13 protein-coding genes and 2 tRNA genes are annotated in these 18,067 nt (G+C 69.1%); 4 read left to right on the forward strand and 11 right to left on the reverse strand.

The genetic code is table 11. The annotated features are described in order from the left end of the window. Positions 1-63 precede the first annotated feature (63 nt). From AC1MED_RS03340 to AC1MED_RS03355, 4 genes are all read right to left on the reverse strand, one after another. Positions 64-705: a TetR/AcrR family transcriptional regulator gene (locus tag AC1MED_RS03340; RefSeq protein ID WP_479785422.1), complete on the reverse strand. Its 642-nt coding sequence runs from the start codon at positions 703-705 to the stop codon at positions 64-66. Continuing rightward, positions 702-2,747 carry a YhgE/Pip family protein gene (locus AC1MED_RS03345; RefSeq protein ID WP_479785424.1) on the reverse strand — a complete coding sequence of 682 codons (2,046 nt, stop codon included), beginning with the start codon at positions 2,745-2,747 and terminating at the stop codon, positions 702-704. The genes AC1MED_RS03340 and AC1MED_RS03345 overlap by 4 nt, the downstream gene beginning before the upstream one ends. Then, positions 2,744-3,421, reverse strand: coding sequence for an ABC transporter ATP-binding protein (locus tag AC1MED_RS03350; RefSeq protein WP_479785425.1), 678 nt, complete (start codon positions 3,419-3,421; stop codon positions 2,744-2,746). Before AC1MED_RS03350 ends, AC1MED_RS03345 begins: the two co-directional genes overlap by 4 nt. Before the next feature lie 196 nt (positions 3,422-3,617). Continuing rightward, positions 3,618-5,075 (reverse strand): dihydrolipoyl dehydrogenase family protein, encoded by a 1,458-nt coding sequence (locus AC1MED_RS03355; RefSeq protein WP_479785426.1) that lies wholly within the window; start codon positions 5,073-5,075, stop codon positions 3,618-3,620. 113 nt (positions 5,076-5,188) lie between these two features. Between AC1MED_RS03355 and AC1MED_RS03360 the strand changes: the two genes are divergently transcribed. Further along, a complete protein-coding gene (locus AC1MED_RS03360; protein WP_479785428.1) occupies positions 5,189-5,920 on the forward strand; it encodes a FadR/GntR family transcriptional regulator in 732 nt (243 codons plus the stop codon). Positions 5,921-6,070: 150 nt separating this feature from the next. On the opposite strand, the gene AC1MED_RS03365 is transcribed toward AC1MED_RS03360, so the two are convergent. After that, positions 6,071-6,144 (reverse strand) — tRNA-Arg (locus AC1MED_RS03365). 279 nt (positions 6,145-6,423) lie between these two features. Here AC1MED_RS03365 and AC1MED_RS03370 point away from each other — a divergent pair. Both AC1MED_RS03370 and AC1MED_RS03375 read left to right on the forward strand, forming a co-directional pair. Then, complete coding sequence (locus tag AC1MED_RS03370) at positions 6,424-8,256, forward strand: phosphoenolpyruvate carboxykinase (GTP) (RefSeq protein WP_479785429.1); 1,833 nt, start codon at positions 6,424-6,426, stop codon at positions 8,254-8,256. Positions 8,257-8,503: 247 nt separating this feature from the next. Next, complete coding sequence (locus tag AC1MED_RS03375) at positions 8,504-9,883, forward strand: FAD-binding oxidoreductase (protein WP_479785430.1); 1,380 nt, start codon at positions 8,504-8,506, stop codon at positions 9,881-9,883. Between the two features lie 127 nt (positions 9,884-10,010). Here AC1MED_RS03375 and AC1MED_RS03380 read toward each other — a convergent pair whose 3' ends face one another. The 4 genes from AC1MED_RS03380 to AC1MED_RS03395 all read right to left on the reverse strand — a co-directional run bounded on the left by AC1MED_RS03380 (position 10,011) and on the right by AC1MED_RS03395 (position 13,752). Then, a complete protein-coding gene (locus AC1MED_RS03380; protein WP_346960416.1) occupies positions 10,011-11,171 on the reverse strand; it encodes a globin domain-containing protein in 1,161 nt (386 codons plus the stop codon). Between the two features lie 183 nt (positions 11,172-11,354). Then, positions 11,355-11,804: an RrF2 family transcriptional regulator gene (locus tag AC1MED_RS03385; RefSeq protein ID WP_479785432.1), complete on the reverse strand. Its 450-nt coding sequence runs from the start codon at positions 11,802-11,804 to the stop codon at positions 11,355-11,357. A gap of 14 nt (positions 11,805-11,818) precedes the next feature. Further along, entirely contained in the window at positions 11,819-12,328 is a 510-nt protein-coding gene (locus tag AC1MED_RS03390) for a hypothetical protein (protein ID WP_479785433.1), read from the reverse strand. A gap of 5 nt (positions 12,329-12,333) precedes the next feature. After that, positions 12,334-13,752, reverse strand: a complete 1,419-nt coding sequence (locus AC1MED_RS03395) for a phosphomannomutase/phosphoglucomutase (RefSeq protein ID WP_346960413.1) — start codon at positions 13,750-13,752, stop codon at positions 12,334-12,336. 125 nt (positions 13,753-13,877) lie between these two features. Here AC1MED_RS03395 and AC1MED_RS03400 point away from each other — a divergent pair, with 125 nt between their 5' ends. Beyond that, positions 13,878-16,067, forward strand: a complete 2,190-nt coding sequence (locus tag AC1MED_RS03400) for a RecQ family ATP-dependent DNA helicase (protein WP_479785434.1) — start codon at positions 13,878-13,880, stop codon at positions 16,065-16,067. A 104-nt stretch (positions 16,068-16,171) separates the two neighbouring features. Here AC1MED_RS03400 and AC1MED_RS03405 read toward each other — a convergent pair whose 3' ends face one another. Further along, positions 16,172-17,791 carry a phytoene desaturase family protein gene (locus tag AC1MED_RS03405; protein WP_479785436.1) on the reverse strand — a complete coding sequence of 540 codons (1,620 nt, stop codon included), beginning with the start codon at positions 17,789-17,791 and terminating at the stop codon, positions 16,172-16,174. A 141-nt stretch (positions 17,792-17,932) separates the two neighbouring features. Continuing rightward, positions 17,933-18,020, reverse strand: a tRNA-Ser gene (locus AC1MED_RS03410). Between the last annotated feature and the right edge of the window lie 47 nt (positions 18,021-18,067).

Below are 18,067 nucleotides of genomic sequence, written 5' to 3' on the forward strand. Positions count from 1 at the left end.
TCCGATGGCGGTCTTTCCGTTGTTACCCATGTGGCGCATGTGAACAATCATCCCCGAGTGCGGCTACTTCACAACGTAGCCACGCATGATCGCCATGATTGCGGCGACACTTTGCGCCCGGGTGCGCTCCGGATTGTAGGTCTGGCGGTCGAGCCCCACCACGAAGCAGGCGCCGAAAATCGCCGTCTCCAGACTGCCGCGGGACAGCGCGGGGTCCACCGGGTACTTGGCGGCCACGGCCTCGATCGCGGCGCCGATCACCCCCAGCAACCGGCCGCGGAGTTCGGCGAAGGTGTCCTGCCACTCGCTGGGGGTCCGCCAGTTCTCGCTGACCCACAGCCGGGCGAAGGACGGGTAATCAGCCATGAAGTCCATGGCCTGGCCGATCATTTCGTCCATGGCTTCGAGCGGGTCCGCCGAGCCGTCTTTGACACTGAGCAGCCGCGCCATCAGGATGTCCACCCCGTGCCGCAGCAGCTGCGCGATCAGATCCGATTTGCTGCCGAAGTTGTAATACACCGTGCCCTTGGAAACCCCGGCGGCTGCGGCGATCTCGTCCACCGTCACGCCCGCGGCCCCGCGCTCGCCGATCAGCTCCATCGACGCCTCGAACAATTTCTGTTTGGTGGCGTTGGTGCGCCCGGGCCGCAGCTTTTTGCCGCCCTCGGCGTCGGGCGCCGCGGCCTCGCGGGGCTGGGTGCTCATACGGCGATCTCCGGCTTCAGGGACTTCAGGGTCCAGAACTTGTGCTTCCGGACGGCGACGGCGGACATCGCCAGTCCCAGCAAAGTGTAGCCAACCAGACCCAGCATGGTGGGCAGGATGCTGGCCAGGTCGGCGCCGTAGATCAGGTGGCGCATGCCGTTGACCACGTAGCCCATCGGCAGCAGCTGGTGCACCACGTGCAGCGGCTGCGGGGTGGTCTGCCAGGGGAACGTGCCGCCGGAGGAGACCAGCTGGAGAACCAGCAGGATCAGCACCACCAGCTTGCCGGGCGAACCGAGCAGCGCCACCACACCCTGGATGATCGCGCTGAAAGCCATGGCGGCGGCGAGCATCAGGACCCACATGAGCACAGGATGGGCGGGGTCAAGGCCCAGCCCCACGTCCACCACCAGGGTCAGCAGGCTGGCCTGGACGGCGGACACCGCCAGGAACGGCAGCCAGCCGCCGACGGCGATCTTCCACGACGGCGCGTTGGAGGCCAGGGCGCGCTGGGTGACCGGCCGCATCGCCTGGACCAGCATAAAGATGCCGATCCACAGGGCGAGGGTGAGGAAGAACGGTGCCAGTCCGGCCCCGTAGGAGCCCGCCTTGGCCTGCGAGACGTTGCTGACGGCGACGGGGTCCGCCATGACCTTGGCGAGGCTGTCCTTCTGCGCGCCGTCCGGGTTCGGAACCTTGCCGGCGCCCTTGGCCAGTTCGCCCGCGAGGGTGCCGGCGCCGTCGGACGCCTTGGCCGAGCCGCTCTCAAGCCGGGCGGCGCCGTCGTCGAGCTGCCGGACGCCCTGGGCGAGTTTTTCCGTGCCGGCCAGGGCGTTCTGCTCTCCGGCGGCGAGGTCCGCGGTGCCGCCCGCCAGCTGGTCCGCCCCGCCGGAGGCCTTCCCGACGGCGTCGCTCAGGGCCGGGGCAGCGCCGGCCAGCTGCGCGGCACCCGCGCTGACGGCGGCGGAGCCGTCCGCGAGCTGCTGCACCTGGGCCGCCGCGCCTTGGAGGGCGGCTCCCGCTCCGGAAGGCGCGGGCGCGGCGGTGGCATCGTAGTCGGCGAGGATGGCGTCCGCCTGGGCCTGGGTGATAACGCTGGCCGCGACCAGGCGGTCATTGGAGGCCACGACCCGGCTGCGCTGTGCCTTCGCCGCGGCCTGTTCCGCGGATGCGAGCTGGCCCGCCATGCCCTGCAGCTTGGTGTTGAGCGCGGCGTTTCCGGCGGCCACCTGGGCGGCGCCGTCGGCCAGCCGCTGCGAATCCGCCGGCAGTGCGGCGGTCTTGTCCTGGAGCTGGCCCAGGCCGGCGGCGAGCTGCCCTGCCCCGGCGTTCAGGGTGTTGGCGCCGTCCAGGAGTTTACGCTGCCCGGCCACGAGTTCGCCGGCGCCGCTGCTGAGCGACGACGTACCCTGGTGCAGGCTGGCCGCGCCGTTGTGCAGCGATGACACCCCGCCCGCGAGGTCCCGGGCGCCGTCGGACGCCTTCAGCATCTGGGAGTGGATGGTGCCGAAGCCGGTGAGGAGCTGGTTGGCGGTCTCCTCGCCCACCTCCTTGGCCACGGTGGTGTGGACGGCGGTGGTGAGCTTGTCCACGATCGTGCCGAGCAGGTAGTTGTTGGCGTCGTTGGTCGTGACGTTCAGCATGGCCTGGTTGGCGGCGTCGAAGCTTCCCGGTGAGGCGAGGTTGGCGGAGAAATCCCGGGGGATCTTCAGTGCGAACGCGTACTGGCCGCTGCTCACGCCCTGGTCCGCGGCCTCCGCGCTGGAGACGGTCTGCCAGTTGAAGACGTGGCCGTCGACGAGGCTGTCGGCGACCTTCCGGCCGGCCTCCAGCCGGGTGCCGTCGGCGGACGTGGCACCGGTGTCCTCCACCACAAGGGCCGCGTCGATCTGGTCCAGCTTGCCGTAGGGATCCCAGTTGGCGTACAGGTACACGGCCCCATAGAGCAGCGGCACCAGGGTCAGGGCCACGATGGTCAGCTTCGGCATCAGGCCGCCGGTCATGCGCTTCAGTTCGGAACGGGCCAGCCGCAGCACGGTCATCGGGGGTCCTCGCTTTCGGGGTCTTGGTGAGCGTCGGCCGGTTCCGGCGCGGGGCCGGCGTTGCCGATCTCCGCGACTGGACCGGTCCAGCCCGGCGGGAGGCTGCCGACGGTGGCGACGACGGCGAGCGGCCGGCCGGCGTCGTACGCCAGCTCCTGAAGCCGCGGCAGCCAGTCGGCCGGATCGCCGCTGTGACGGTCCGGGGAGTCGACCACCAGCAGGTCGGTGAGCGGATTGGCCAGGGCCAACGCAGTCAGCAGCTCCAGCCGGCGGCCCGCGGGCAGCTCCTCGGCCCAGCGCCCGGCGATGTCCTCGAAGCGGTTGACCTTGAGCCAGGGCGTGCTGAGCAGCGCGCCGCGGTAGCGGCGGGGGATCAGGGCGAGGTCCTCGGTGACCAGGTCGCGGACGCTCAGGTGCTGCTCCGGCTCGTTCACGCCGGGGGCGTCCACGACGGCGCTCGCCTGCCGCAGCTGCTTGATCCGGGTGCCGCCGTCCCATTCGAGGGTGCCGTCGGTCGGCTTCATCCGGCCGCTCAGCGTCAGCGCCAGGGCGGTGCGCTGGTCCTGGCGCTTGCCGGTGACGAGCAGGAGCTCACCCCGGGACGCCCGCAGCGAGGTGGGCGGGAGCAGGGAGTCCCGCCGGCCCTTCACATGGAGCTGTTGAGCGCAGAGCAAGGTAAGCCTTTCGCAGAGATGATCTGCTTCAAGGCTAACTAAACTGACCGGTCAGTTCAAATAGATGTGAGCGAACGGACACTTGCGGCCCCCACTTAGAGGCGCGAACGTACACTTGCGGCCCGTGATTAAGCGCGAACGTACATTTGGGGCCCCGCAATCCAAGGATTCCGGGGCCCCAAGTGTCCGTTCGCGCCTAAAGGCCGTAGTCCTCCAGCAGCCGCAACCAGACCTCGCTGATGGTCGGGTAGGAGGGGACTGCGTGCCAGAGCCGGTCCAGCGGGACTTCGCCAACGACGGCGATCGTCGCCGCATGCAGCAGCTCTGCCACATCCGGTCCGGCGAAGGTCGCCCCCAGGAGCACCTTGCGGTCCTCGTCGACCACCAGCTGGGCCCAGCCCTTGTAGTGCTCGGAGTGCAGCGAGGAGCCGGCCACCTGGATGGGGAGTTGGACTGACTTTGCCCGGTAGCCGTCCTTCTGGGCCTGCGCCAGGCTGCGGCCCACATTGGCCAGCTCCGGATCGGTGAAGACCGCATTGGGGACGGCGTGCTCGTCGGCCGTGTGGGCGTACGGGCTCCACGGGGCCGGCTCGCCGGAGAGTGTGCCCTTGGCGCGGGCGGCGATCGCATCGCCGGTGGCGCGGGCCTCGTATTTACCCTGGTGGGTCAGCAGGACCTTGCCTGCGGCGTCCCCGACGGCGTAGAGCCAGGGGGTGGCGTCGTTGTCGTCTGCTCCCACAACCAGCCCGCTGGCGTCGGTTTCGAGCCGCAGGGGCTTCCCGTCGTCGGCGGACAGACCGGCGTTTTCCAGGCCAAGCCCTTCCAGTGCGGGCTGCCTGCCGGTGGCGACCAGGAGCTTGTCCACTGTGACGCTGCCGCTGCCGTCCAGGGCGAGCGTCAGCGAACCGTCGTCGTTCTCGTGGACGCTTCGGGTGCCGGTGCGGAGGTGGAGTTTGACGCCGTCGGCGCGCAGTCCCGCCTGGACCAGCTCGGACGCCGGGTCCGGAAACGCGCCCAGCAGGCCGCCGCGGGCTACCACCGTCACGGCGGACCCCAGCCGGGCAAAGGCCTGGGCGAGTTCTGTGCCGGCCACGCCGCCGCCGAGCACACCGAGCCGCGGCGGGATCTCCCGGGCGGACGTGGCCTCCCGGGTGGTCCAGTAGTCGACGTCGTCAAGGCCCTCGATCGGCGGGATGCTGGGGCGCGATCCGGTGGCCAGCACGACGGCGTGGCGAGCCACCAGCGCGTAGTTGTTGCCGTCCAGCCCCGCCACCTCCGCCCGGCGCGGGCCCGTGATCCAGCCGTGGCCGCGGATCAGGTCAATTCCGGTGTCTTCGACCCATTTGACCTGGCTGTCGTCCTGCCAGTTGGAGGTGAAGTAGTCCCGTCGTTTCAGCACGGCTTCGGCGTCGAGCACCCGGGTGACTGCCTGCTCGGCTCCGGGCACAGTCTGGGCGGCATGGAGCGCGGTGCCGGGCCGGAGCAGGGCTTTGGAGGGCATACAGGCCCAGTACGAACATTCGCCGCCCACCAGCTCCGCCTCGATCAGGACGGCCGTCAATCCGCCGCGGACCACACGCTCGGCCACGTTCTCGCCCACCGCGCCGGCCCCGATCACGATGACATCGAATTCACGCTCAAAATGTGCCGTCATGGCAACAGCCTAACCCCGGCGGAAACCGCTTTGACGGCAGCCTGTGCAGGAGGTGGGACGTCCGCTACCCTGAGGATCATCTTGGGGAGGAGCCAGCCGTGTGTGCAGGCAGGTTGAATGCAGGCAGCACCGGGCCGCGCAGCCGGTTCGGCGCGCAGGCCCGGCTGCGCGCCCTGCAGGATGACATCATCGAGCTGATCCTCGAGCGCGAGCTGGAGCCGGGCGATCCTTTGCCCACCGAAATCGAGCTGGCCGGCGTGCTGGACATCGGCCGGAACACGCTGCGGGAGGCACTGAAAGTACTCCAGGCCGTAGGGGTGATTGAGATCCGGCACGGCTTCGGCATGTTCGTGGCCGCGAGCAACTTCGATGCCCTTGCCGACGGGCTGACCTTCCGTGCGCGGATGTCGCTGCGGCACCGCGGGCAGGAGGCGCTGGAGCTGATCGACGCCCGGCGGCTGCTTGAATCCGGGCTGATCGGTGCGTCCATGGCGCTGATGACGGCGGACCGGTTGGGGGAACTCGAGGCCGCCGTGCTGAGGATGGAGACCCTCGCCGCGGCCAGGGAACACTTTGTCGAGGCCGGCGCCGACTTCCACCGCATCCTGTTCGAGCCGCTGGGCAATGGGCTGCTGCTGGGCCTGGTGGATGCGGTCCGGACCGTCTACCGCCGGATCCAGCTGGAACTCGGCGGCGGGGGCACTGTCGACCCTGCCGCGGGGGCTGCGCTGCATCGGGGCATCTACGAAGCCGTGGCCGCGGGCGACGCGGTTCTCGCCGCGGAACGGCTGGGCAGCCACTTTGACGCGATGCGCCGCCAGGTCGCGGCCGCCGTGGGGGACTAGGGTGCCGGGCCGCTGCCCGGGTTTCCGCTACCGTTCAGGACCGGTGCGGCCCGGATCCGGCCTGCCCTGGTCCGAAACCGCCGCGGATTCCCGGGCCGGGCCGGAAAACAAAAGATCCGCACCGGCGGACCGGTGCGGATCTTTTCTCTGTGCGCCCAAAGGGATTCGAACCCCTGACCTTCTGTTCCGTAGACAGACGCTCTATCCAGCTGAGCTATGGGCGCATTCTCGGCTCTTCGGGAACTTCTCGCTCCCCCGAACCTCGAATTACTTTACGCGAGATGGGCCCGTAGTTCCAAATTGAAGGCCCTGTAATCTGCCCGACTAGACCGGTCTACGTGACCTTAGTCACAAAAACGAAGCCGCGCTTCGAGGACAAACCTTGATTTTCCGCGGATTTTGGATCGACGGCTCATCGTCAACTCATATTCGGCCCTGAAGCTGAGGCCTCGGCGAGACCTAGCATTTAGGACACACCACTGAACCCGAGGAAGGGAACCGTAATGGGCGATCTGGCGCGACTGCCGCTGCTTGAGAAAGCACCCACCACACATGCCGGGCTGCTGGCATGGGTTGAAGAGGTTGCTGAACTGACCCAGCCGGACCGGATCCACTGGGTTGATGGTTCGGAGGAGGAGAACACCCGGCTCACGGACGAGCTCGTGGCCGCCGGCACCCTGACCCGGCTGAACGAGAAGCTGTTCCCGAACTCCTTCGCAGCGTTCTCCGACCCCGCCGACGTCGCCCGCGTCGAAGAACAGACGTTCATCTGCTCCGAGAACGAACGCGATGCCGGCTTCACCAACAACTGGATGGCACCGGCAGAGATGAAGGAGAAGCTGCGCGGCCTGTTCAGCGGCTCCATGCGCGGCCGCACCATGTACGTCATCCCCTTCGTCATGGGGCACCTCGACGCCGAGGACCCCAAGTTCGGCGTGGAGATCACGGACAGCGCCTACGTTGTCGCCTCGATGCGCATCATGGCCACGATCGGCACCAATGTCCTGGACAAGATCACCGCCACCAACGCCTTCTTCGTCCCGGCGCTGCACTCCCTGGGCGCGCCGCTGGCCCCCGGCCAGGCCGACGTCGCCTGGCCCTGCAACCCGGACAAGTGGATCGTGCACTTCCCGGAAGAGCGCTCCATCTGGTCCTTCGGTTCCGGCTACGGCGGCAACGCCCTGCTGGGCAAGAAGTGCTACGCCCTGCGCATCGCCTCGGTCATGGCCCGGGACGAAGGCTGGCTGGCGGAGCACATGCTCATCCTCAAGCTGACCTCCCCGGAGAAGAAGAACTACTACATCTCCGCGGCCTTCCCGTCGGCCTGCGGCAAGACCAACCTGGCGCTGCTCGATCCGACCATCGAAGGCTGGGACGTCGAAACCCTGGGTGACGACATCACGTGGATGCGGATCGGCAAGGAAGGCGAACTGCGCGCCACCAACCCGGAAGCGGGCCTGTTCGGCGTCGCCCCCGGCACCGGCTGGGGCACCAACCCCAACGCCATGCGCGCCATCGCCAAGGGCCACAGCATCTTCACCAACGTCGCCCTCACGGACGACGGCGGCGTGTGGTGGGAGGGCATGACCGACGAGGTTCCGGCGCACCTGACCGACTGGCAGGGCAACGACTGGACCCCGGAGTCGGACCAGCCCGCCGCGCACCCCAACTCCCGCTTCTGCACCCCGATCTCCCAGGTCGACATGCTGGCCGAGGAGTACTACAACCCCGAGGGTGTGGAAATCTCCGCGATCCTCTTCGGCGGCCGGCGCAAGACCACGGTTCCGCTGGTGACCCAGGCCCGCAACTGGACCAACGGCATTTTCATGGGCTCCACGCTCTCCTCGGAGACCACGGCTGCCGCCGCGGGACAGGTCGGCGTGCTCCGCCGCGACCCGATGGCCATGCTGCCGTTCATCGGCTACGACGCTGGCGACTACCTGAAGCACTGGATCAGCGTCTCCGGCAAGGCCAACCCGGAGCGGCTGCCGCACATCTTCCTGGTCAACTGGTTCCGCCGCACGGCCGACGGCGACTTCGCCTGGCCCGGCTTCGGCGACAACGCCCGTGTCCTCAAGTGGGCCATCGAGCGCATCGAGGGCAAGGCCGACGCGGTCGAAACGCCCATCGGATTCGTTCCGACCGGCCACTCGCTGGACCTGACCGGCCTGGACCTGACCCACGCCCACGTGGAAGACGCCGTGCGTGTTGACCGCGAGGAATGGGACGCCGAGCTGGCCTCCATCGAGGAGTGGTACGCCAAGTTCGGCGACTCGCTCCCGGAAGCGCTGCGCTCGGAGCTCGATTTCCTCAAGGAACGGATGGCGGCGCACTAGCAGGCGCTGATCCACCGACGGCGGCCCCGCACCTTGCGCAAGGTGCGGGGCCGCCGTCGTTTTCCCATGGGCGGGAGGCAGCGGCTGCAGGGACTTAGGCCCCTAGCCCGCAGCCGGGAGGGGCCCTTAGGCTCATCGCATTCATCAGCCGGGCCGGCCGCTGCCTGTCGGGGATGCGGGGAACATTCCGGGCGCACGGTGACGCGCCCTCCGCCTGCCGCGGCAGGCGAGACCCCAGGAGCACATCATGCTTGTCACTGACGATATCCAGGCCCTGTCCGCAGCTGTCAGCGGCCCGGTAGCTTTGCCGGACAGCCCCGAATACGCGGCCGAGACGTTCGCGTTCAACGCCGCCACCGTCCACCGGCCCGACGTCGTGCTGGGCGCCAGCACCGCCCAGGATGTCGCCGCCGGGGTCACATGGGCGGCAGAACGCCGGCTCCCGGTGGCCGTCCAGGCCACCGGGCACGGCGCCGACTCAGTGGTGGAGGGCGGCCTGCTGATCAACACCAGGCGGCTGCAGGGGCTGCACATTGACCCGGTGGAACGCACCGCGAGGGTGGGCGCCGGGGTGAAGTGGCGCAGCGTCCTGGAAGCGAGTGTCCCGCTCGGGCTGGTCGGACTGCACGGCTCCAGCACCGACGTCGGCGTCGTGGGGTACACGGTGGGCGGCGGGCTTCCGGTGCTGGGCCGCGCCCACGGCTTTGCGGCGGACCATGTCCGCAGCATGGAGGTGGTCACGGCGGACGGTGCGCTGCGCCGGATCGACGCCGAGGCCGAAGCCGAGCTGTTCGCGTTGATGCTCGGCGGCAAGGGCAACTTCGCGATTGTTACCGAACTCGAGTTCAGCCTCTTTCGTCTGGGCGAGTTCTACGGCGGCGGCATCATCTATCCGGGCGCCGATGCGGCCCTCATCATGGCTGCCTTCCGGGAGTGGGTTCCCACGCTGCCGGATCACGCCTCGCCCTCGATCTCGCTGCTGCGGCTTCCGGACATGGAGTTCGTCCCCGGGCCGCTGCGGGGCCAGTTCGTGGTGCACCTCCGCTTCGCCCTGATGGGGAACCGGGACGCCGGTGACGCGCTGCTTGCCCCGATGCGCGCCGTCTCGACCCCGTTGATGGACACGGCCGGGCCCATGAGCTACCTCGACGTGGACCAGATCCACATGGATCCGGCGGATCCGCTCCCTTTCACGGCCGGCGGGGCGATGCTGAAAGACCTCGGCGACGAGACCCTGGCCGAGTTGCTGAAACACACCGGCGAAGGCTCGGACTGTCCGCTGCTGCTGGTCGAAATCCGGCCGCTGGGAGGAGCCCTGGCCCGCGCCGGGGCGCTTCCGAATGCCGTGTCCGGGCGGGACGCGGCGTTCCTGCTCTTCCTCGTCGGGTTCAAGATGCCGCCGGTTGCCGAGGCCGTCTCGGCAGCCATCCGCACGGTCCTGGCCGCGATGGCCCCGCACTCCACCGGATTTACCCTGGTGAACTTCCACGGAGAACCCGGCGATGAGGCTGACCGGGCCAGGGCCTGGTCGCCCGCCGTCTACGAACGGATGAGGGCCGCGAAATCCAGCTACGACCCCGGCAACCTCCTGCGGTTCGGCCACGCGATCACCGCTGTGCCGTCGTGACCTGACGCGGCGCGGCCCGGGCCGGGGAGCCTGGTCCGGTTAACCACGACGGCGGCCCGCACCCTTGCTGCGAAAGGTGCGGGCCGCCGTCGTGATCTCATCGGTTACGGAGCAGCCGATGCTTGCTTCAGTTGGCGAGCCAGATGTCCGGGCCGAAGACCTCGTAGTGGATCTTCGTGGCGGGGATGCCGGCGTTGATGGCCTCGTTGCGGATGTTCTTCATGAACGGCAGCGGACCGCACAGGTACAGCGAGGCGTTGGCCGGCAGGTCCACGTCGCGCAGCGACATAAACCCTTCCCTCGCCCCGGCTTCCGGCCGCTCAAGCCAGAGCTGCAGCTCGGCACCGTCGAGGCGCTCGACGTCGTCCGTCATCTGGGAGCGCAACGCCCAGCTGTCCAGGGTGCTTTCCGCGTGCAGGACCAGGACCTGGCGGTCCGAGCCGGACTCGGCGAGGGAGCGCAGGATCGAGGCGGACGGCGTGCAGCCGATGCCGGCGGAGGCCAGGACCACGGGGCCGTCACTTTCCTTGAGCGTGATTTCGCCGTACGGGTTGGAGATTTCCAGGACGTCGCCGACCTCGACGTGGTGGTGCAGCACGGGGGAGACCTCGCCGCCGTCGTCGAGCTTGGTGGTGAAGCTGCGGCTGGTGCCGGCGTCGCCGGAGAGCGAGTACTGGCGGACCTGGCGCAGGCCGTCCGGGAGGGTGACCTTGACGCTGACGTACTGGCCCGGAAGCGCCGGCGTGATGGGTGTGTCGTCGGCCGGTTCCAGGGTGAACGTCATGGAGCCGGTGCCGGCGGGGGTCTTCGCAGCGACCTTCCACGGGGTCCACATTTTGCCGTTGGCCTGGCTGGCGTAAAGGCCCTTCTCGAGTTTGATCAGCGCGTCGGCCATCAGCCAGTAGACCTCGGTCCAGGCTTCGGCGATTTCCGGGGTGATGACTTCCGCCAGATCCTCGGCGATGGCGGCGAAGAGGTGCTCGTAAACCACCTGGTACTGCGGTTCGGTGATGCCGAGCGAGGCGTGGCGGTGCGCGATGCGGGACAGCACGGTCTCCGGCAGGGTGCCCGGGTTGCTCACCAGGTGGCTGGCGAAAGCGGCGATGCTTCCGGCCAGGGCCTGCTGCTGGTTGCCGGAGCGCTGGTTGGAACGGCTGAACAGTCCGTCCAGCAGTTCGGGGTGCGCGCCGAAGAGCCGGGCGTAAAACTTGGGGGTAATTTCGCCGATCCGGGAGCCGACCAGCGGCAGGGTGGCCTCGATGACGGGGAAGGACTTGTCCGAGAGCATTGCTGACTCCTGAGGTAGTGGCCCGGGGTCTTCAACCGGACCGTGCTGAATACCTGCATTTGAAATACGAGTATTTATGCCTCAGTTCTACACGTCGTAGAAAACAGTTTCAAATCGGAGCGCCGCCCGGGCGTGGCGCCCGCTGTCGCGCTCCTCGGCGGCCGCCACCGTGGGCAGGGGCCGCTACAGGCCGGGGCGCAGGCCGATCGCCTGGAAGACGGGATTCATCTGCCGCGAGGTGGGTAGCGAAGCGACGACAATGTCGTCAAGCTCACGGTAGAAGGCCTCGCGGGCGCGGCCCAGGGCGCCGCGGAGCCGGCACTCGTTGATCAGGGGGCAGGTGCCCGCGGCGGCGACGCAGTCGGCCGGGTCGGCCCGGGTGTCCAGTGCGCGCAGCAGCTGCCCGACGGTCGCCAGGCGCCCTGCGCTACTGAGTCGGGACCCGCCGTTCCGGCCGCGTTCGACGTCGATCAGGCCCAGTTCGCGCAGCTTCGCCATCGCCTTGCTGACGTGGTTGTAGGGCGTGCCGACGGCGTCCGCGATGCTCTGGGTGGTAAGCAGTTCGCCGTCGGCGGCGGCCGCGAGCACCATCATGGCGCGCAGGCTCACGTCCGCGAAGGCGTTGATCTTCATGGCACCGGCCTGGTCTAGTCCACCCAGACAGCGGGGTCGTTGCTATCGGCGGAGAGTTCGCCAAACACCAGCTCGTGCGTCTCCGGGTTGGCGCCGTAGGGCAGCACGGCCGCGAATACGGAGCCGTCCCTGTGCTCGGCGGCGACGTGGATCGCGTCCGACTCTTCTTCCAGCAAGGTGATGTCGCAGACAACCGCGGCGGCGCGGAACTCGTCCCGGTGCTGCCGGAGCAGCTCGGTGAGGTCATTGATCATGCCGTCGGCGTCGAAGTCGGCGTCGCTGTCCCCGGCCGCGTCCGCGGGGGTAACCGCAACGAGGCGGACCTCGCCGTCGTTTTCCACGACCAGGGCGAAGGGCAGGAAACCGCCGTTGCGTTCTAGCTGTTCCTGGGCTGCTCCCACGCCGGTGCCGAGCAGGTTCTCCAGGTCGGTGGCGCTGGCATCCGGCACCGAGCCGCGCCAGGAGTCCTCGGCGGGGTCAGCCGGCTGCAGGACTGGGCCCTGGGCTTCGGATGAGTCGGTCATGGCGTTCAGCCCCGGACCAGGGCCAGGACCCGGTCGCGGACCCGTTCCATGGTGGCCAGGTCCGTGGCCTCGACGTTCAGGCGGAGGAAGGGCTCGGTGTTGGATGGACGCAGGTTGAACCAGTAGCTTCCGTCCGCCGCGATGAAGGTGCTGCCGTCGAGGTAGTCCACCTCAACGTCTTCGTTGTGGAAGTCCAGCCGGACCCGCTCCACGGCGGCTGCCTTGTCCTCGATTTCCGAGTTGATCTCGCCGGAGGACTGGTAGGGCTCGTATTCGCGGCCGAGGTCGGACAGCGGGCCGTCCTGCTCGCCGAGGGCAGCCAGGACGTGCATGGCGGCCAGCATGCCGGTGTCCGCATTCCAGAAATCGCGGAAGTAGAAGTGGGCGGAGTGCTCGCCGCCGAAGATCGCCCCTTCGGCGGCCATGACGGCCTTGATGAAGGAGTGTCCCACGCGGGTGCGGAAGGCGCGGCCGCCGTCTTTGACCACCAGTTCGGGCACCGCCCTGGACGTCAGGAGGTTGTGGATGATCGTGGGTGTTTCCTCGCCGTTGGCCTTGGCGCGGGCGATTTCCCGGCGCGCCACCATGCCGGTGACGGCCGACGGCGAGACGGGCTCGCCCTTTTCGTCGATCACGAAGCAGCGGTCGGCGTCGCCGTCGAATGCCAGGCCGAGATCGGCGCCATGCTCGACGACGGCGGCCTGCAGGTCGCGGAGGTTTTCCGGCTCCAGCGGGTTGGCCGGGTGGTTCGGGAAGGACCCGTCCAGCTCGAAGTAGAGCGGGATGATCTCAAGCGGAAGCTTGGGCAGCAGCGTGTCGCCCAGCACCGCCGGCGTGGTCATGCCGGCCATCCCGTTGCCGGCGTCCACGACGACCTTGAGCGGCCGGGATCCGCTCAGGTCAACCAGGCTGCGCAGGTACTCGGCGTAGTCCTTGAGCACGTCGCGGACGCTGATCACGCCGCGGGGGCCGTTGGCGGGGATGGTGCCGGTGTTGAGGTATTCCTCGGCGAGGGCCTGGATCTCCTTGAGCCCGGTCTCGGAGGAGATCGGCACGGCGCCCGCCTTGGCCATCTTGATGCCGTTGTATTCGGCCGGGTTGTGGCTGGCGGTGAAAGTGGCGCCGGCCGCGTTCAGGGCGCCGCAGGCGTAGTACAGCTCGTCGGTGGAGATCAGGTCTAGGAGCTGGACATTGGCGCCGCGGGTTGCCGCGCCGTTGGCGAAGGCCCGGCTGAACTCGGGGGAAGAGGGGCGCATGTCGCCGCCGACCAGCACGGTCTGCCCCGCCAGATCCAGGACGTCCACGAAAGCGGCTCCCACGGCCTCGACAATCTCCGCGGTGATGGAGTCGCCCACAATCCCGCGCACGTCGTAGGCCTTGAAGGAAGCCGAGAGGTCAAAAGTTTTCGTCTGGTCGCTAGTCACGGCTCCTATCTTACGTGGAAGCCTCTGCAGGCTGTCCGGGGCTGGCGGCGTATGTGGACGCAGCTTATCCACATACGGCTCCGCCCGGCTTCGCGGCTGTCGGAGGGGGCTGGGATACTGAATCAATGGCCAATAACCAGAACGCTGCAGTCCTGTCCGCTCCCCAGCCCGTCCCCGCCGGGGGTACCGGGACCCGTGACCAGGCCCAGGCCGTGCTGCGTGAACTCGTGGGGCACCCCGGCGCGGAGTTCCATGACGGACAGTTCGAGGCCATCGAGGCCCTGGTCGACGGCGGCCGCCGGGCTTTGGTGGTGCAGCGCACCGGTTGGGGTAAATCGGCCGTCTACTTCGTCGCGTCCCTGCTGCTGCGCCGCCGCGGTGCCGGTCCCACCCTGATCGTGTCCCCGCTCCTCGCGCTGATGCGCGACCAGGTCGCTGCCGCGGCGCGGGCCGGAGTCCGCGCGGTGGCGATCAACTCTGCCAACCAGTTGGACTGGAACACCGTCCGCGAACAGCTGGCGGCCGACGAAGTGGACGTGCTCCTGGTCTCCCCGGAGCGGCTCACTAACCCGTCGTTCCGCGAGAACCAGCTGCCTGAGCTGGTCCGCCGGACCGGGCTGCTGGTGATTGATGAGGCGCACTGCATCTCGGACTGGGGCCATGACTTCCGCCCCGACTACCGCCGGATCGCGGACCTGATCACCCAGCTGCCGGACAGTGTCCCGGTCCTGGCCACCACCGCCACCGCCAACTCCAGGGTGGTCCACGACATCGAGGAACAGCTCGGCGAGGGCGTGCTGACCATTCGCGGCGCCCTGGGCCGTGAATCCCTGCGCCTGGGCGTGCTGCGGCTGCCCGATTCCAGGGAACGGCTGGGCTGGCTGCTCACGCACCTGAAGGACCTGCCCGGCAGCGGCATCATTTACACCCTTACGGTGTCCGCTGCGGAGGACACCGCCCGCCTGCTGGCGGAGGCCGGCCATGAAGTGCTCGCCTACACCGGCCGGACCGACCCCGCGGACCGGGAGCGCGCCGAGCAGCTGCTCAAGGACAACCAGGTGAAAGCTTTGGTGGCAACCTCCGCGCTCGGGATGGGCTTCGACAAACCTGACCTCGGCTTCGTGGTGCACCTCGGCGCGCCGTCGTCCCCGGTGGCCTACTACCAGCAGGTCGGCCGCGCCGGCCGCGGCGCCGCGAATGCCGACGTGCTGCTGCTGCCCGGTTCCGAGGACCGTGACATCTGGCAGTATTTCGCCACCGCGTCGATGCCGTCGGAGGAAAAAGCCTCGGCCGTCTTGACCGCCCTGGCTGAGGCCGGCACGGCGGTGTCCACGGTGGCGCTCGAGGCCCGCGTCGACCTGCGCCGGACGCCGCTGGAACTGCTGCTGAAGGTGCTGGCCGTGGACGGTGCGGTTGAGCGTGTGGGGGGCGGGTGGCGCTCCACCGGCCAGCCGTGGACCTACGACGCCGAGCGGTACAGCCGGATCGCCGAGGCCCGTGTTGACGAGCAGGATTCCATGGTGATCTACCAGGACACGGCAGGCTGCCGGATGGAATACATCACCTCGGTCCTCGATGACGAGACGGCGACGGCGTGCGGACGCTGTGACAACTGCGCCGGCCGGTGGTTCCCTGCCGACATTGCCGCCGACGCGACCGAAGCGGCGGGGGCGACCCTGAACCGGGCCGGGATGGTGCTGGAACCGCGGCTGCAGTGGCCCAGCGGCATGGACCGGCTGGGAGTCAACGTCAAAGGCAAGATCAAACCGGAGGAGAGCTTGGCCAACGGCCGCGTGCTGGCCCGGCTGACGGACCTGGGCTGGGGCGGGGCGCTGCGGGAAACCTTCGCCGCCGGCGCCCCCGACCGCTCGGTGGATCCGGGCATGCTGCAGGCCTGCGTGCAGGTCCTGCGCGAGTGGGGCACCGGCGACACCCGCAATCCGGGCTGGAGCGGTGCCGGCCGCCCGGCAGCGATCGTCAGCATTCCGTCCCGCGGCAAGCCCGAGCTGGTGGAGTCGTTGGCCCGCGGGATCTCCGAGATCGGCCGGATCCCGTATCTGGGCCAGTTGCAGCTGGCGCACGGCGGCCCCACGGGCGGCCGCGGCGGAAACAGCGCTTACCGGCTCGCCGGCGTCTGGGACCGCCTCGTGGTGGGCCCGGAGCTCGCAACTGCCCTGGCAGGGATCCACGGCCAGAGTGTCATGCTGGTGGATGACCTGGTGGACAGCCGCTGGACCGTGACCGTGGCCGGACGTGCCCTCCGGCTCGCGGGCGCCGGCGCGGTGCTGCCGCTCGTGCTGGGCCAGGCCGGCTGATCCACGCTCGGGCGGGCCGCGCCCGGCCGAGTCCGGCCCAGTCCGGCCCAGTCCGGCTGGGCTCCCCGCCCGGCCAAGCGGGGACCAGCGAGGCCGGGGCGCGCCTAGCCGCGGGGCGGCTGCTCGGACTCAAGCACGGCCATGGCGGCGTTGTGGCCACCGATGGCGCTGACCGCGCCGCCGCGGCGGGCGCCGGAGCCGCAGAGCAGGAGCTGCGGATCGTCCGTGGCCACACCCCAACGCTGCGCCGGAGTGTCCAGGGACGCATCGTCGTCCGCGAAAGGCCAGTCGAGGCCGCCGTGGAAAATGTTGCCGCGCGGCATGCCGACGGCACGTTCGATGTCCAGTGTGGTCTTGGTTTCGATGCACGGCCGGCCGTCCGGACCGGCCAGGAGCAGCTCCTCGACCGGTTCGGCAAGGACGCTGTTCAGCGACCGCAGCACGGCATCCTGCAGTTCGGCCCGGCGGTCCTCGTTGTTCTGCGCGGTAACCAGCCGGTCCGGGACGTGCAGGCCGAACACCGTGAGGGTTTGCGCGCCGGCCGCCTGTAGCTCCGGGGAGAGGATGCTGGGGTCGGTCAACGAATGGCAGTAGATTTCGCACGGCAAGGGGTCCGGAACATTCCCGGCCGCGGCGCTGAGGTAGGCCGCATCCAGCTGTGGCCACGTCTCGTTGATGTGGAAGGTACCACCGAAGGCTGCTTCAGGGCTGACGGCGTCGTCCAGCAGCCGGGGCAGCCGCTTGAGCAGCAGATTCACCTTGACCTGGGCGCCCTCGCGGAGGTGGTTCGGGTTCTGCGTGGCGTGCAGGGCGCCGGCCGGCTCCGCGGTGCGCAAACGGTCCAGTACCACCGGGGCCACGTTGGACAGGACCCACGGCGCGGAAACGGTGTGCAGGGCGCCGTCGTGCCGGTAACTGACGATGCCGCCCGGACGGACTGACGTGACCTCCGCCGACGCCAGGATCGTCGCGCCTGCATCCCGGGCGGCACGTTCCAGCTCCCCGGACACCGCGCCCATCCCGCCCACGGGCACGTCCCAGTCACCGGTGCCGCCGCCGATCAGGTGGTACAGGAAGCAGATGTTCTGCTGAAGGTCGACGTCGTCGGCGCGGGCAAAGGTGCCGATCAGCGCGTCGGTCAGCACCACGCCGCGGACCAGGTCATGTTGGAGCGCCCGGGCGATGGCGTGCCCCACCGGCTGCTCGACCATGGCTTCCCACGCGTCGCCGGCCCCGGCCCGGACGGCGAGCTCCCGGGCCGCGGACCGGGTGGGCAGCGGCGACGTCATGGTGGGCCAGAGGGCCCGGGTGAGTTTCCCGCAGCTCTCATAGAACTCGTTGAAGGCGCGGAACTCGTCGTCGGACGCCCCGATCGCGGTGAACGAAGCGGCCGTGGCGGCGGCGTCCTCATTGTCGACCAGTAGCGCCCGGCCCGGGTTGGCCGGGTCCGGGGTGTAGGAGGAGTACCGTCGCCGCGCCAGCGTGATCTGCAGGCCGAGGTCGTCGATGACCTGTTGCGGCAGCAGGCTGACGAGGTAGGAATAGCGCGAGAGCCGGGCCTCCACGCCGTCGAACGCCTGCGCGGACACCGCGGCGCCGCCCGGGTGGTCGAGCTTTTCCAACAGCAGGACCCTCCGGCCGGCCTTGGACAGGTACGCTGCCGCGGCCAGGCCGTTGTGGCCGCCGCCTACGATGATCGCGTCAAACGCGTGGTTGATCGACATGGGCCCATCCTGCCACCCGGACACGCGGGCCCGTCCGAAGCCCGCCGGAGGTGAGGGAGCGTTGGGTTGGTTGGCGCCGGAGGTGAGGGAGCGTTGGAGCCGGGAACGCAAAAGGCCCCGGTCCAAGACCGGGGCCAAACGCGGAGACGGGGGGATTTGAACCCCCGGTGGAGTTGTGCCCCACACTTCATTAGCAGTGAAGCCCATTCGGCCGCTCTGGCACGTCTCCAATTGCTATTACTAGCCAACCAAGGATACGCAGAAGGGGCCATGCAG

It is taken from the genome of Arthrobacter sp. BI5, from assembly GCF_056680065.1.

Coding starts and splice junctions, on each gene's coding strand:
- AC1MED_RS03340 (WP_479785422.1), bottom strand. CDS start 705: ATGAGCACCCAGCCCCGCGAGGCCGCGGCGCCCGACGCCGAGGGCGGC.
- AC1MED_RS03345 (WP_479785424.1), bottom strand. CDS start 2,747: ATGACCGTGCTGCGGCTGGCCCGTTCCGAACTGAAGCGCATGACCGGC.
- AC1MED_RS03355 (WP_479785426.1), bottom strand. CDS start 5,075: ATGACGGCACATTTTGAGCGTGAATTCGATGTCATCGTGATCGGGGCC.
- AC1MED_RS03370 (WP_479785429.1), top strand. CDS start 6,424: ATGGGCGATCTGGCGCGACTGCCGCTGCTTGAGAAAGCACCCACCACA.
- AC1MED_RS03375 (WP_479785430.1), top strand. CDS start 8,504: ATGCTTGTCACTGACGATATCCAGGCCCTGTCCGCAGCTGTCAGCGGC.
- AC1MED_RS03380 (WP_346960416.1), bottom strand. CDS start 11,171: ATGCTCTCGGACAAGTCCTTCCCCGTCATCGAGGCCACCCTGCCGCTG.
- AC1MED_RS03385 (WP_479785432.1), bottom strand. CDS start 11,804: ATGAAGATCAACGCCTTCGCGGACGTGAGCCTGCGCGCCATGATGGTG.
- AC1MED_RS03390 (WP_479785433.1), bottom strand. CDS start 12,328: ATGACCGACTCATCCGAAGCCCAGGGCCCAGTCCTGCAGCCGGCTGAC.
- AC1MED_RS03400 (WP_479785434.1), top strand. CDS start 13,878: ATGGCCAATAACCAGAACGCTGCAGTCCTGTCCGCTCCCCAGCCCGTC.
- AC1MED_RS03405 (WP_479785436.1), bottom strand. CDS start 17,791: ATGTCGATCAACCACGCGTTTGACGCGATCATCGTAGGCGGCGGCCAC.